This window comes from Longimicrobium sp., assembly GCA_036389795.1.
Taxonomy (GTDB): Bacteria; Gemmatimonadota; Gemmatimonadetes; order Longimicrobiales; family Longimicrobiaceae; genus Longimicrobium.
Genome location: DASVWD010000270.1, coordinates 13,494 through 27,180, shown reverse-complemented (window position 1 = coordinate 27,180; position 13,687 = coordinate 13,494). Strand labels below are relative to the sequence as shown.

Below are 13,687 nucleotides of genomic sequence, written 5' to 3'. Positions count from 1 at the left end.
TGAAAAGGTCTCACACAGAGGGCACAGAGAACACAGAGGAACAGCGGAGAGATTGAAGTTCTCTCCGTGTCCTCCGTGTCCTCTGTGTGATGCCAATCTGTTTCTCGCGAACCAGAACAATGCTCGGAAACGTGGTATCAGCCGGGACGAAAATCCCAAAGTGCTAGATTTCTCCCCCCTCGCGCGTTGTTAGGAAATCAGCTGGTTCCAGCCTCCCCGCGAGGGGCGAATCCCGGGCGGCGGGCGTCACGTAAACGAATGAGTAGGCTCCGGTATCTCACCCCGGCGGACCCGCGCCCACGGTGCGGGGAGCCGCGGGACCGCGGGCCGGAGCACCCGTGGCGGGCACCACCCCGGCCGCACGCCGCGGCGGGGGTCCCATCCAGCCAAACCAGCCGGGCAGGCATGACGACGATCCGCACGCTGATCGTGGACGACGAGCCGCTGGCGCGCGAGCGGCTGCGCACGCTGCTGGAGCGCGAAGACGACGTGGAGGTGGTGGGCGAGTGCGGCGACGGGGTGGAGGCGGTGGACAGCATCGTGCGGCTGGAGCCCGACCTGGTGTTCCTGGACGTGCAGATGCCGGGCGTGGACGGCTTCGAGGTGATCCGGCGCGTGGGGGCCGCGCGGATGCCGTTCGTGGTGTTCGCCACCGCCTTCGACGACTTCGCGCTGCAGGCGTTCGAGGCCAACGCGCTCGACTACCTGCTCAAGCCGTTCGAGCGCGAGCGCTTCCGCGTGTCCCTCGAGCGGGCGCGGCGGCAGCTCGGGCAGCGGGGCGGCGCGCGGGTGGACCCGCGCTTCCTGGAGTGGCTGGAGGGGCTCTCGCAGGCCGCGGCCGAGTACCGCGAGCGCTTCGTGGTCAAGACCGGCAACCGCTTCCGCGTGGTGCGCGCCGCCGACGTGGACTGGATCGAGGCCGCCGACAACTACGTGCGGCTGCACCTGGGCAAGGAGCAGCACCTGCTGCGCGAGACCATGTCCGAGCTGGACCGCTCGCTGGACCCGCGCCGCTTCGTGCGCATCCACCGCTCCACCATCGTCAACGTCGACCGCATCCACAGCATCGAGTCGTGGGGCGCCGGCGAGTTCCTCTTCGTGCTCGCCGACGGCACCAAGCTCGCCTCCAGCCGCGGCTACCGCGACCGCCTCCGCTCCGTCCTGGGGTGGTGAGCCGACGAGCTTCAACTGCAACGACGGGTCTGGGCGTGTCCCCCCTGAAGGGGGCCGGGCTGCGCGCGCCGTAGGGCCGCAAACGACGCTGCCCAACGGCGCCGGGCCAGCGCCGCCACGATACCCCCTGTGGCGGCGCCGTCCCGGCCCTCCGGGCGCGCATCCCTCACGCGAGGTCTCGCCCGGGCGCGGCCACTGCGAGTGCCTGAAGACACGCGCTGGAATACGGAGCCTCGCAAACCCCGCGAGGCTTCCACCGCGCACCCCATTCCGTCCGGGACCTGGCTTCGTCGCGCGAAACGCCGAAGTCCCTCCTCCAGGCTTTCCGGGGGGAGGGACTTCGGCGCTTCGGGCGCGAGGGAGAGGGCCCCCCCGCCGCCGCGCCCGCCCGGTGGCGAGCGCGGCCCGGAGTGTGGCCGGATGGCTACTGCACGGTGATGGTACCGTTCGGCGAGCAGACCGGCCCGGCCCCTCCCGTATTGGCGCCCTTCCGGTTCGTGCCGTTGGAGGCAACGATCCCACCGGCGCAGGCGAAGCCGTTGAGGTTGGAGTAAACGTCGTTGTTCGAGATGTTCACCGTCGCGCTGCCCTGGCCCGCGCCCCCGTTGCCGGCCTGCAAGGCCGTGCCGTTGTGGGTCAGGATGTTGCTGTCGGCGTTGATGACGCCGACGTTCTCGGCGATCAGGGCGAACCCGGAGTTGCCCGAGAGGACCGAGTGGCTCACCATGGCGTTCCCCCAGGCGACCCTGACTCCATCGACACCGTTGGTGATCGACGAGTTCGAGATCACGAGGTTTCCGGCGCCCGCCATCGTCGGGACCCAGACTCCGTAGCGCGTCACTCCGGAAATGGTGACGTTCTCGATGATGAGCCGCCTCCCATTGGTGAACCTGACTCCGTCCGTCCCGGTCCCCACCGCGTTGATGTTGAGGTTGCGGAGGGTGACGACGATGTCGGTGCCGTTGACGTTGACGGCGGTGGGAGCCAGCGCGGACAGGATGCCGCCCTGCGTCCCCCTGCAGTCGATCGTGATCGACTTGGTGATCGTGATCGTGCCGAACCCGCCCGGATCGAGGCAGTTGATCTCCCCGCCGGCCGCGGTCTTGGAGATCGCGCCCGCGAAGGTCTTGCACGGAGCGGTGCGCGAGCAGGGATTCACGTCGTCACCGACACCCGAGACCCAGGTCCGGGTCGCCTGCGCGTGAGCGACCGACGTCGCAGCCACGGCCATGATGCCGGAGCACACTGCCACTACGAATGCGCGTCTCATGATACAACCTTTCTTGTGCGGGTAAGGGGGAGGGAGGGGAATGGGCCATCGCGGAAACCGCGATCCTGAAACATAGCGCAAACCATAGGCATCCCGCCAGCCCTTTTCCGTAAGTTTTACACAGATGACGGATGCCAGACCAGTTCCCGCCCCGCAGGACCCCGGACCGGAACTTCGCCACCCTTTCGAAGCGCTCCGGATGTCGCAGACCGTGTGCGGCCCTGTCCGATTCGGCCACCGCGCTCCCCCAGGCCCGGCTCCCTCCCCGCCGGCATCCGGAAGCCCGGCCGCGCTTGCCTGGAACGGCGCTTCGGTCATCTCCCTGGCCGCGAGTGCGCCGAGTCGATCACCAGCACGCCCGTCACGGCGCCCACCAGCCAGATCAGCGCATAGGCGGCGAGCCCCGCCGCCGTGCTCCGCGCGTCGCGCGGCGAGAGCAGCCCGGCGAGCCAGACGCCCGCCAGCGACAGCACGAAGAGGTAGGCGACGTAGCCGAAGAACCATCCCATCGGATGCCCGGCGGCCTCGGAGCCCGCGGCCCCTCCGCTCCGCTCCCGCGCGGACACCTGCCGGAGCGCCGCGGCGACGAACTTCGCCGGGATCCCCGCCTGGGCCGCGGCCTCGAACAGGTCGCTCCGGCGCAGCCGGGTCAGCTCTTCGGCGTGCAGCTCGGCCGCCACCTCCAGCACCTCCTCCACCACCTCGGGCGAGACCACGGGGTCGGCCGCTTCCCCGCCGGGCGCCGCGTGCTCCTGGAAGTCCACTCTCATCGTTGGGGTCCGTTGTCGCGGGGCCTCGAAGTGTCGGCCCTCCACATTCCCACGCAGCGGCGGCCCGGCCGGTTTCAGGACCCGCCTCCCGGACTGCGGCGCGGCCGCGGGTTGCCGCTCCCCGTGCGGGCGACCTACATTCCCGCCTCACTCCCACACGACACGCAGCGGACCCGGGCGAAATGGCCAAGACCGCCACCTTCGACATCACCTCCACGGTGGACCTGCAGGAGGTCGACAACGCCGTGAACCAGGCGCGCAAGGAGGTGCAGCAGCGCTACGACTTCAAGGGCGCCACGGCCGAGATCGACTTCAGCAAGAAGGACGGCACGCTCAAGCTGCTGGCCGACGACGACTACAAGCTCAAGGCGCTGGTCGACGTCATCCAGACCAAGCTGGTCAAGCGCGGCGTCCCCATCCGCAACCTGGACTACGGCGACGTGGAGCAGGCGTTCGGCGGCAAGGTGCGCCAGACCATCACCCTGGTGCAGGGGATCTCCACCGAGAAGGCGAAGGAGATCGTGAAGGCCATCAAGGCCGCCGGCTTCAAGAAGGTCAACGCGCAGATCCAGGAAGACGAGGTGCGCGTCTCCTCCCCCTCGATCGACGAGCTGCAGGCGGTGATCGCCGCGCTCAAGAAGGAGGACTTCGGGCTGGAGCTCTCCTTCGGCAACTTCCGCTCGTAAGATGCCGGCGCGCCCCCGCTCCGCCGCGCTCTTCCGGCGGGCCGTCGAGGTGATCCCCGGCGGCGTGAACTCGCCGGTGCGCGCCTTCCGCGCGGTGGGCGGCGAGCCGTTCTTCGTGGCGCGCGCCTCGGGCGCGCGGCTCTGGGACGTGGACGGCAACGAGTACCTGGACTACGTGCTCTCCTGGGGCCCGCTGATCCTGGGCCACGCCCACCCCGCCGTCGTCGAGGCCGTGCGCGACGCGGCGGGGCGCGGCACCTCGTACGGCGCCCCCACCGCGGCCGAGGTGGAGCTGGCCGAGCTGGTGCGCGAGCTGGTGCCGTCGCTGGAGCGGGTGCGCTTCGTCAACAGCGGGACCGAGGCGACCATGAGCGCCGTGCGCCTGGCGCGCGGCTTCACCGGGCGCGAGCTGGTGCTCAAGTTCGAGGGGTGCTACCACGGCCACGGCGACTCCTTCCTGGTGAAGGCCGGCTCGGGCGTGGCCACGCTGGGGCTCCCCAACTCCCCCGGCGTCCCCGCGGAGCTGTCGAGGCTCACCCTCACGGCGCCCTTCAACGACCTGGAGGCGGTGGAGGCCGCCTTCCGCGCGCACCCGGGGCGGATCGCGGCGGTGATCCTGGAGCCCGTGGTCGGCAACGCGGGCTTCATCGCCCCCGACGACGGCTTCCTCCCCGCGCTGCGCCGGATCACGGAGGAGGACGGGGCGCTGCTGGTGTTCGACGAGGTGATGACGGGCTTCCGCGTCGCCCGCGGCGGGGCGCAGGAGCGCTACGGCGTCCGCCCGGACCTCACCACGCTGGGGAAGGTGATCGGCGGCGGGCTCCCGGTGGGCGCGTACGGAGGGCGGGCGGAGATCATGGACCAGGTGGCGCCCGTGGGGCCCGTCTACCAGGCGGGGACCCTCTCCGGCAACCCGCTGGCGATGGCGGCCGGGCTGGCGCAGCTGCGCGTCCTGCGCGACGAGGACCCCTACCCCGCCCTGGAGCGGCGGACGCGGCGGCTGGTCGAGGGGCTGCTGGCGAGCGCGCGGGAGCTGGGCGTGCCGGCGTGCGGGGGGAGCGCGGGATCGATGTGGGGCGTCTTTCTTGCGGCCGGACCGGTCCGGAATTTCGCCGACGCGAAGCGCTCCGACGTGGCGCTCTTCAACCGCTTCTTCCACGCGGCGCTGGAGCGCGGCGTGTTCTTCGCGCCGTCGGCGTTCGAGGCCGGGTTCCTGTCCACCGCGCACACGGATGATGACGTCGAGGAAACGATCCGCCGCGCCCGCGAGGCCCTGGGCGCGGCGCTGGCCTAGCGCGCTCGCGGCCCTGGCGCTGCTGGCGGCGGCGTGCACCCCGCGCGGCGCGCCCACGCGGCCGGTGCCGGTCCCGCTGCCGCCGCCCGCGCCCGAGGCTCCCGCGCCCGCGCCGCCGCCCGCTCCCCCGCCGCCGCGCCCGACGGCACCGCCGCCCCCCGCGGCCGCCCGCGCGCCGGCCGTGCGCGTGGGGCTCGCGGTGGACACGCCCGCGGTGGAGGTCACCTCGGCCGACCGCTTCGTCGTCCGCACCGCGGGCGGGCAGGTGGCGGCGCGCGTGGAGGGCGGCGGCGTGGCCCGCTTCACCCGCGCGGGCGCCGGCGCGGAGCTGCGGGTCGCCGGGGGAGGAGGGGGCCCGCGCGTCTTCGACCTCCCGCTCGTGGTGGAGCCGGAGGACATCGGGACGCTGCAGACGCGCGGCCGCAGCTACCGGGGGGCGATGCTGGTGCAGGCGGCCGGCGCGGGCGGGCTCACGCTCGTCAACCGGCTCGACATGGAGAGCTATCTGCTGGGCGTGGTCCCCCGCGAGATCGGCCGCGCGTCGGAGGAGATCTACCAGGCGGTGAAGGCGCAGGCGGTGGCGGCGCGCACCTACGCGGTGAAGTACATGGGGCGCCGCCAGCAGCTCGGCTTCGACGTCTACCCCACCACCGAGGACCAGGTCTACGGCGGGGTGGCGGACGAGGACCCGATCGTCCACCGCGCCGTGGGCGAGACGGCGGGCGAGGTCCTGACGTACCGCGGCCAGCCGATCACCGCCTACTACCACTCCACCTGCGCGGGGCAGACGGCGGCGATCGACGAGGTGTGGAACGAGGCCCCGGTGCCGTACCTGGTCTCGGTGGTCGACGTGGACCCGCGCACGGGCGAGGCGTACGACCGCTCGTCGAGCCGCTTCCGCTGGACCGAGCGCTGGACGCACGACCAGCTGGCCGCCATCCTGAACCGCACGCTGCGCGACTCGCTCGGCGGGCGGACGATCCGCCAGATCCGCGGCATGGAGGTCACGCGGCGGACGCCCTCGGGGCGCGTGCGCTCGCTGGAGATCGAGACCGACGCCGGCACCTTCACGGTGGGCAGGGACCGCGTGCGCTGGATCCTGACGCCGGTGCGCGGCGGCATCCTCAACAGCTCGAAGTTCGACGTGCGGGTGCAGGGCGGCGAGATCGTGGCCGAGGGCGGCGGCTGGGGGCACGGCATCGGGATGTGCCAGGTGGGCGCCATGGGCCGCGCCCGCGCCGGCCAGGACTACCGCACGATCCTGCAGGCGTACTATCCGGGGACGCAGGTCACGGACATGTACTGAGAGGGGGCGGCTGAAGCCGCGGCAACAACTGCAGGAAGCCTCGCAAACCCCGCGAGGCTGCGGGGGCGGGTCGAGGCGCCGACCCCCCGGAATTCGCTCGAGAGACGGCGACGAGCAGTCCGCGCAGGCGGACTTCCTGTCGTTGTTGCAGCGGTTTCAACCGCCCGGCCCGATGGCGGCCGATCACCCGGAAGCCGGGCACCCGCGCCAACATCACCAGCGCACCAATCCACTAACGCACTAACGCACTAACGCACTCACGCACTTCCCTTCCCTCCCGCCAGGAGACGCCATGCGCCGAACCTCGTTCGCCTTCCTGCTGCCGGTGGTGGCCGCGCTCGGCATCGGCGCGCCCGCGAGCGCGCAGCGGCCCGAGGACTACGACTACGAGAACCTCGCTTTCCAGGGAATCGGGGTGTGGCTCTTCGGCGTGCTCCCGGCGCGCAGCAAGAGCGCGCTGGGGGTGCACCTGCGCGCCGACCTGGGCGAGGTGGGGCCCAACGTCCGCATCGCGCCCAGCCTCACCTTCTGGTCCAGCGACATCAAGGACAGCGAGGTGGACGAGATCGAGCGGCGCATCGAGGCCGCCTGCGACCGCTCGGGCGTGTCCTGCACGGGGATCGACCTGGGCACCGTGCACCTCTCCGACCTCTCGCTCGACGTCGACGCGCAGTACCTGTGGACCACCGACCTCGGCATCGAGCCGTACGCGGGCGTGGGCGTCGGCATCCACCTGGTCAACGGCGGCGGCGACTTCGTCGACGACACCTTCGTGGAAGACGTGCTGGACGCCATCACCCCGGGGCTGAACGCCATGGCGGGGGTGGAGCTCGCGCTGGGGCCGTCGCTGCGCGTGCAGGGCGAGGTGCGCGGCGTGCTGGCCAGCAACGCCCGCTGGCTGGGCGCCGGCGTGGGCCTGTCGTGGACCTTCCCGGGCGGCCCGGTGCGGCCGCCCGCGGCGGCCGGAGGCGGGCGATGACCGTCCAGCGCCCCCCGACCCGGGTGGCCATCCTGGGCGCCGGCGCCATCGCCCAGGTGGCGCACCTGCCGATCCTCTCCCGCATGCGCGGCGTGGAGGTGGCCGCCGTCTCCGACCGCGACGCCCACGCCGCCCGCACCGTGGCCCTGCGCTACGGCACCGCGGCCGTCCCGGGCGAGCGGGTCCTGGAGGACGAGTCGATCCAGGCCGTGGTGGTGTGCACCCCCAGCGCCCGCCACGAGGAGAACGTGGTCGACGCGCTGCGGGCCGGGAAGTACGTGCTGTGCGAGAAGCCGCTGGCGCTCTCGCCCGAGGGGGTGGAGCGCATCCTCCAGGAGGAGGGGGCGCGGGAGCGGCTGCTGGTGGCCATGAACCAGCGCTTCCGCCCCGACGCGCGGGCGCTGCGCTCGTTCGTGGCCAGCGGCGAGCTGGGCGACGTGTTCTACCTGAAGGCGGGGTGGCTGAACCGCGCCAAGCCGGTGGGCCGCTCCTGGCGCGAGCGCCGCTCGGCCGGCGGCGGCGCGCTGATGGAGCTGGGGCTGCAGATGCTCGACCTGGGGCTGTGGACGCTGGGCTACCCCCGGCCGCTGCGGGTGAGCGCGCACACACACCGCGCCCCCGGCGCCGAGGTGGAGGACGCGGCGGCCCTGCTTGTGCGTCTGGAGGGCGACCGGCTGGTGAACCTGGAGGTCACCTGGAACCTGCTGGCCAAGAAGGACCGGCAGTTCCTGCACCTGCTGGGCTCGGCCGGGAGCGGCACGCTCTCGCCGCTGGCCGTCTACCGCGAGATGGGCGCGGGGCTGGCGAACGTGACGCCCAAGCTGCCGCCCGGCGGCGAGAACGTCTTCACCGCCAGCTACCGCAACGAGCTGCAGCACTTCGTGGAGGTGATCCGCGGCGAGAAGAAGCCCGACCCCGCCGCCGACCACGTGCAGCTCATGCGCGTGATGGAGGCCGCCTACCGCTCCGCCGAGGAGGGCCGCGAGGTGGAGCTGGCGCCGCCGTCGGCCGGCAGGCGGAAGGCGTCGTCCTGACGGTGTCAGAATCTCGTAAGTCGCTGTCCGCCGAGACGTCATCCGGAGGGAGCCGCCGCGCCGGAACGTCGCGAGCGCCGATGCCGGGCGGCGGCCGAAGGATCCATAGGCGGCCCTGCGTCGGCGGCCGGCTCCGCGGCTGAGAGTTCGGGAGATTCGTGATCGGGAGAGGGAGGGAGAGAGGACGCATGTCGGACGTGAGCGAGCTGATCGACGGGATGAACGAGGACCTTTCGGCCGAGTACCAGGCCGTGGTGCTGTACCGCACCTACGCCGCCATGGTGGCGGGGCCGTACCGGCAGCAGCTGCGCGCCTTCTTCGAGGGCGAGATCCCCGACGAGCTGGGGCACGCCGCCTTCCTGGCCGACAAGATCGTGGCGCTGGGCGGCACCCCCACCGTGCACGTGCCGCCGGTCCCGATCGCGCGCGACGCGCGGGAGATGCTGGAGAACGCGCTGCAGGCCGAGGTGGACACCATCGAGCGCTACACGAAGCGCATCCAGCAGGCCGACGCGTGCGGCGAGATCTCCATCCGCGTGCAGCTCGAGAACCTGATCGTCGACGAGAGCAGCCACCGCGACGACATCCGCCGTATGCTGATGGAGTGGCGGTAGGGACGGCAGGGTACAGGGGATGGGGAACAGGGGTCAACGTGCGGGCTGTCCCCTGTGATCTGCACCCGTGACTGTCTACCAGTCGTGTTGACAACACAATCATGGGTATTGAAGATTTTACGCGGCTCTGCGTGAGCCACCCGCGGATACGCCGTATGAGACCCATCCGAGGAGAGAGAAGAGATGCCCAGCATCGCTCGGGATCCGGCGCGAGACGCCGGTCGCGCTGCCCTTCGCAGCCTTCTGGCGCGTCTCAGGGACGCTCGCCAGGCCCCCGCTGCGGCACAGGCACTCGAAGAGGCGGAATGCCGTCTGTTCCTGCAGGAGTACGAAGCGTTCCACTCGGATCTGCGCGCCAACCACCCCGAAGCGTGGGCCGAGCTTGAACGCGAACGCCGGTCCTTCGACGGGACGCTGATGGACGGCTTGCGCGATGAGTAGGGAAGCTCCAGAACAAGGAGACGTCTGGCTCGCCAATTTCGATCCGTGGAGGGACACGAGCAGGCTGGTACCCGGCCTGCTCTTGTCTTGTCCGTCAACGAACTGAATCGAACCGGACTTTGCATGGTGGTCCCGGGCACCACGCAGGAGAAACGCTACCCTGGGCGGGTGAGGGTTCCCGCCGGGTCCGGAGGACTGGAGCACGAAACCTGGTTTCTCTGCGATCAGCTTCGCACGGTGGATCGAATTCGGCTGCAGCGGTACCTGGGAGCGATCGAGCGGAAGTACCTCATGCAGATCCTTACTCAGACCAGCTTCTTCCTGAGGCCGCCCTGAAGGCGGGCCGAGAGAGGCTGGTTGCCGTGTCGCTCTCACGCAAATAGCAGGTCCGCGGGTTGATCGGACGCGCCGATTCCGTTAGATTCCGGGCTTCTCCAATGGACTTCCGGGGGCTCCCCGGAACGCGAGCAGCAACCCGAGATCAGGCATGGTGCGCCATGAAGGCGGACATTCATCCGAACTACAGGACCGTGACGGTGCACTGCGCCTGCGGCAACACCTGGCAGACCCGCTCGACCAGCAAGGACATCCACGTCGAGATCTGCTCGGCCTGCCACCCGTACTTCACGGGGAAGCAGAAGCTGATGGACACCGCGGGCCGCATCGAGCGCTTCCGGCAGCGCTACGCCGGCACCGAGACCAGGAAGTGAGACGGGAGCCGGGGCCAGCGCCCCGGCTCTTTCGCTACCCGCCATGGAAGACCGCATCCGCGACGCCGAGCGGCGCTGGGAGGACCTCTCCACGCAGCTCGCCGACCCCGCCATCCACTCCGCCCCCGGGCGCCTGCGCGACCTCTCGCGCGAGCACGCCCGCCTGGCCGGGGTGGTGGAGGCGGCCGCGCGCCTGCGCAAGGCCAGCGCCGACCTGGAGGGCGCCCGCGCGCTCCTGGCCGAGGCGGAGGGCGACGCGGAGCTGGCCGCCATGGCGAAGGCCGAGATCGAGCAGCTCACTTGTGAGACGGAGCGGCTGGAGGAGGAGCTCAAGCGCCTGCTCGTTCCCCGCGACCCGCTGGACGACCGCGACGCGGTGGTGGAGATCCGCGCCGGCACCGGCGGCGACGAGGCGGCCCTCTTCGCCGGCGACCTCTTCCGCATGTACCAGCGCTACGCCGACCGCCGCGGCTGGAAGACCGAGGTGCTCTCGGTCTCCGAGGGCACCCAGGGCGGGGTGAAGGAGGCCGTGTTCGTCGTGCGCGGCCCCACCGCGTACGGCGACCTGCGCTACGAGAGCGGCGTGCACCGGGTGCAGCGCGTTCCCGCCACCGAGGCGCAGGGGCGCATCCACACCTCGGCGGCCACAGTGGCGGTGCTCCCCGAGGCCGAGGAGGTGGACGTGCAGATCAACCCGGCGGAGCTCAAGATCGACGTCTACAGGAGCTCGGGCCCCGGCGGGCAGTCGGTGAACACCACCGACAGTGCCGTGCGCGTCACCCACCTCCCCACGGGCCTGGTCGTCACCTGCCAGGACGAGAAGAGCCAGCACAAGAACAAGGACAAGGCCCTCTCCGTGCTCCGCTCCCGGCTCCTCGACCTGAAGATCGCAGAGCAGGAGGCGGAGCGCGCCCGCGACCGGAAGACGCAGGTGGGCACCGGCGACCGCTCGGCCAAGATCCGCACCTACAACTTCCCCCAGAGCCGCGTGACCGACCACCGCATCGGCTTCACCACGCACGCGCTGCCGCAGGTGATGGGCGGCGAGCTGGACGAGCTGCTGGAGGCGCTCAAGCTGGCCTCCCAGACCGAGCGCAACGGCGCGGCTCCCGTCGCCTGAGCCGGCCCATCCCCCCCGCCGCCCCCGTGTCCACGCCCGTGTCGGAGAAGCGCTGGACCGTCCTGGAGCTGGTGGCCTGGACGGCGGGCTGGCTCCAGGAGAAGGGCTTCCACAACGCGCGTCTGAACGCGGAGCTGCTGCTGGCGGGGGTGCTGGGGCTCAAGCGCCTGGACCTCTACCTCCAGCACGACCGCCCCCTGCGCCCCGAGGAGCTGGCGGAGTTCAAGCAACGGCTCCTCAGGCGTGCGAAGCGCGAGCCGTTGCAGTACATTGACGGCAGGGCCGCCTTCCGCGACCTCCTCCTCTCGGTCGACGCGCGGGTGCTGATCCCGCGGCCCGAGACGGAGGTGCTGGTGCAGGCGGTGCTCGACTGGGCCAGTGCCCAGTGCCCAGGGCCCAGTGCCCAGGAACCGCGCTCCGGTCTGGCGGCGCTCGACGTGGGGACCGGTTCCGGCGCCATCGCGCTGGCCCTGGCCACGGAGGGCCCGTTCGCGCGCGTGGTGGCCACCGACGTCTCGGGCGAGGCGCTGGAGGTGGCGCTCCGCAACCGTGACGAGGCCGCGCCGGGCGCCCCGGTGGACTTCCGCCGCGGCAGCCTGTACGGGCCGGTGGCGGAGGAGCGCTTCCACGTGGTGGTCTCCAACCCGCCCTACGTGGGCGAGGAGGAGCGCGAGGGGCTGGACCCCGAGGTGCGCGACTGGGAGCCCGCCGGGGCGCTCTTCGCCGGGGCGGGCGGGCTGGACGTGATCCGGCCCCTGGTCGCCGGGGCGCCGGACCACCTGGAGCCGGGCGGGCTGCTGGCGCTGGAGGTGGGCGCGGCGCAGGCGGAGGCGGTCGCGGAGCTGATCCGCGCCACGGGAGCCTTCGAGGAGCCGCGGGTGCGGCGCGACCTGGCCGGGCGCGAGCGGATCGTGCTGGCGGAGCTGCGGGAGCTGGCTCCTGAGACGGGCGGCTGAAGCCGCGGCAACAACGGCAGAAAGCCTCGCAAACCCCGCGAGGCTTCAACCGCAACGGCACGACCGCGTGAGGGATGCGCGCCCGGAGGGCCGGGACACGGACGCGCCGGGGGTTTGGCGCGATCGTGGCCCGGCGCCGTTGGGCACGGTCGTATCGTGCCCTACGGCGCGCGCAGCCCGGCCCGGAGCGCAGCGGAAGGACACGCCCGAATCCGCAGTCGCCGTTCGCGGTTCCAGGGCAGTTCCGGTGGAGACCTACGACACGCCAACGGGAAGGACCTGATGGATAGCCTGTGGGAGAGGGCCCGCGAGGTGGGCCGGCTGGTGGGCCAGAGCGACGAGTACAAGGCGTTCAAGCGCGCCAACGAGCTGCTCTCCAACGACCGCGACACGGTGGCGCTCATCAACAAGCTGGGCGAGCTGCAGGACGGCATCGCCCGCGCGCTGGAGCGCGGCGAGGAGCCCTCGCAGGCGGAGCGCGACGAGTTCGAGAAGGTCGCCTCCGTCGTGCAGACCAGCGCCCCCTACCAGCGCTTCGAGAGCGCCCGCGCCAACTTCGAGCGCCTGATGGCCTGCGTGGACGAGGAGATCGCCAAGGGGATCGAGGCGGGCGAGCAGAGCCGGATCATCCTGGCTCCCTGACCGGGGGCGACCGCGGTGCTGAAGTTCCAGCCCTCCGCCCTGCGCGCGCAGGTCTCGCGGGCCATCACCCGCCCGCTGGACGGCCTGGTGCGCCGCCGGGTGAGCCCCAACCTGATCACCACGCTGGGCGTGGGGGTGAACCTGGCCGCGGGCGCCGCCTTCTTCCGGGGGAGCCTGCGCTGGGGCGGCGCCCTGGTGATGCTGGGCGGCCTGCTCGACATCGCCGACGGGCACGTGGCGCGCGCGGCGGGGCTGCAGTCGAAGTTCGGCTCGTTCTACGACTCCACCACCGACCGCATCGCCGAGGTGGTGGTCTTCCTGGGCATCCTCTCGCTGTACCTGGGGAAGGAGCCCAACCTGGGCGCCCCCTGGATGGCGTACGTGGTGGCGGCGGCCATCGCCGGGAGCCTGATGGTGAGCTACGTGCGCGCCAAGGCCGAGTCGGTGGGGATCGACTGCCGCGTGGGGCTCATGCAGCGCGCCGAGCGCATCATCCTGCTGGTGGTGGCCACGCTGGGGTTCGGCACCTGGCAGCACGGGATCGTGCTCACCTGGGTGATGATCGCCATGGCCGTGCTCACCAACCTGACGGCCCTCTACCGCATCTGGTGGGTGGGCCGGGCGCTCCGCCACCTCGAACACTCTCCCGCGCCGCGCTAGGCGGCGCGCTCCCGAACCCGCAACAGGCAGAA

The 13,687-nt window shown here is 71.6% G+C and carries 15 protein-coding genes; 13 read left to right on the top strand and 2 right to left on the bottom strand.

Annotation, left to right across the window (positions count from 1 at the left end):
• The first annotated feature begins 405 nt into the window (after positions 1-405).
• Positions 406-1,173, top strand: a complete 768-nt coding sequence (locus VF746_30980; GenBank protein HEX8696884.1) for a LytTR family DNA-binding domain-containing protein — start codon at positions 406-408, stop codon at positions 1,171-1,173.
• Between the two features lie 424 nt (positions 1,174-1,597).
• Here VF746_30980 and VF746_30975 read toward each other — a convergent pair whose 3' ends face one another.
• Positions 1,598-2,443 (bottom strand): right-handed parallel beta-helix repeat-containing protein, encoded by an 846-nt coding sequence (locus tag VF746_30975; GenBank protein ID HEX8696883.1) that lies wholly within the window; start codon positions 2,441-2,443, stop codon positions 1,598-1,600.
• 314 nt (positions 2,444-2,757) lie between these two features.
• Positions 2,758-3,213, bottom strand: a complete 456-nt coding sequence (locus VF746_30970; protein HEX8696882.1) for a hypothetical protein — start codon at positions 3,211-3,213, stop codon at positions 2,758-2,760.
• Between the two features lie 182 nt (positions 3,214-3,395).
• Here VF746_30970 and VF746_30965 point away from each other — a divergent pair, with 182 nt between their 5' ends.
• The 12 genes from VF746_30965 to VF746_30910 all read left to right on the top strand — a co-directional run bounded on the left by VF746_30965 (position 3,396) and on the right by VF746_30910 (position 13,655).
• Complete coding sequence (locus tag VF746_30965) at positions 3,396-3,899, top strand: YajQ family cyclic di-GMP-binding protein (GenBank protein HEX8696881.1); 504 nt, start codon at positions 3,396-3,398, stop codon at positions 3,897-3,899.
• A gap of 1 nt (position 3,900) precedes the next feature.
• A complete protein-coding gene (hemL, locus tag VF746_30960) occupies positions 3,901-5,193 on the top strand; it encodes a glutamate-1-semialdehyde 2,1-aminomutase (protein HEX8696880.1) in 1,293 nt (430 codons plus the stop codon).
• On the top strand, positions 5,132-6,499 hold the full coding sequence (locus VF746_30955) for a SpoIID/LytB domain-containing protein (protein ID HEX8696879.1): 1,368 nt from the start codon (positions 5,132-5,134) through the stop codon (positions 6,497-6,499). The genes hemL and VF746_30955 overlap by 62 nt, the downstream gene beginning before the upstream one ends.
• Positions 6,500-6,791: 292 nt before the next feature.
• Positions 6,792-7,478, top strand: a complete 687-nt coding sequence (locus VF746_30950) for a hypothetical protein (protein HEX8696878.1) — start codon at positions 6,792-6,794, stop codon at positions 7,476-7,478.
• A complete protein-coding gene (locus tag VF746_30945; protein ID HEX8696877.1) occupies positions 7,475-8,512 on the top strand; it encodes a Gfo/Idh/MocA family oxidoreductase in 1,038 nt (345 codons plus the stop codon). Before VF746_30950 ends, VF746_30945 begins: the two co-directional genes overlap by 4 nt.
• A 188-nt stretch (positions 8,513-8,700) precedes the next feature.
• The gene (locus VF746_30940; protein HEX8696876.1) at positions 8,701-9,126 is read left to right on the top strand and encodes a ferritin-like domain-containing protein; all 426 of its coding nucleotides are present in this window, start codon (positions 8,701-8,703) and stop codon (positions 9,124-9,126) included.
• A gap of 183 nt (positions 9,127-9,309) precedes the next feature.
• Complete coding sequence (locus VF746_30935) at positions 9,310-9,567, top strand: hypothetical protein (GenBank protein ID HEX8696875.1); 258 nt, start codon at positions 9,310-9,312, stop codon at positions 9,565-9,567.
• Positions 9,568-10,064: 497 nt separating this feature from the next.
• On the top strand, positions 10,065-10,277 hold the full coding sequence (rpmE, locus tag VF746_30930; GenBank protein HEX8696874.1) for a 50S ribosomal protein L31: 213 nt from the start codon (positions 10,065-10,067) through the stop codon (positions 10,275-10,277).
• A 43-nt stretch (positions 10,278-10,320) separates the two neighbouring features.
• A complete protein-coding gene (gene prfA, locus VF746_30925) occupies positions 10,321-11,397 on the top strand; it encodes a peptide chain release factor 1 (protein ID HEX8696873.1) in 1,077 nt (358 codons plus the stop codon).
• Positions 11,398-11,423: 26 nt separating this feature from the next.
• Positions 11,424-12,353 (top strand): peptide chain release factor N(5)-glutamine methyltransferase, encoded by a 930-nt coding sequence (gene prmC, locus VF746_30920; protein ID HEX8696872.1) that lies wholly within the window; start codon positions 11,424-11,426, stop codon positions 12,351-12,353.
• Between the two features lie 282 nt (positions 12,354-12,635).
• Positions 12,636-12,995, top strand: coding sequence for a YlbF family regulator (locus VF746_30915; GenBank protein ID HEX8696871.1), 360 nt, complete (start codon positions 12,636-12,638; stop codon positions 12,993-12,995).
• A gap of 15 nt (positions 12,996-13,010) precedes the next feature.
• Complete coding sequence (locus VF746_30910; protein HEX8696870.1) at positions 13,011-13,655, top strand: CDP-alcohol phosphatidyltransferase family protein; 645 nt, start codon at positions 13,011-13,013, stop codon at positions 13,653-13,655.
• The last annotated feature ends 32 nt before the right edge of the window (positions 13,656-13,687 follow it).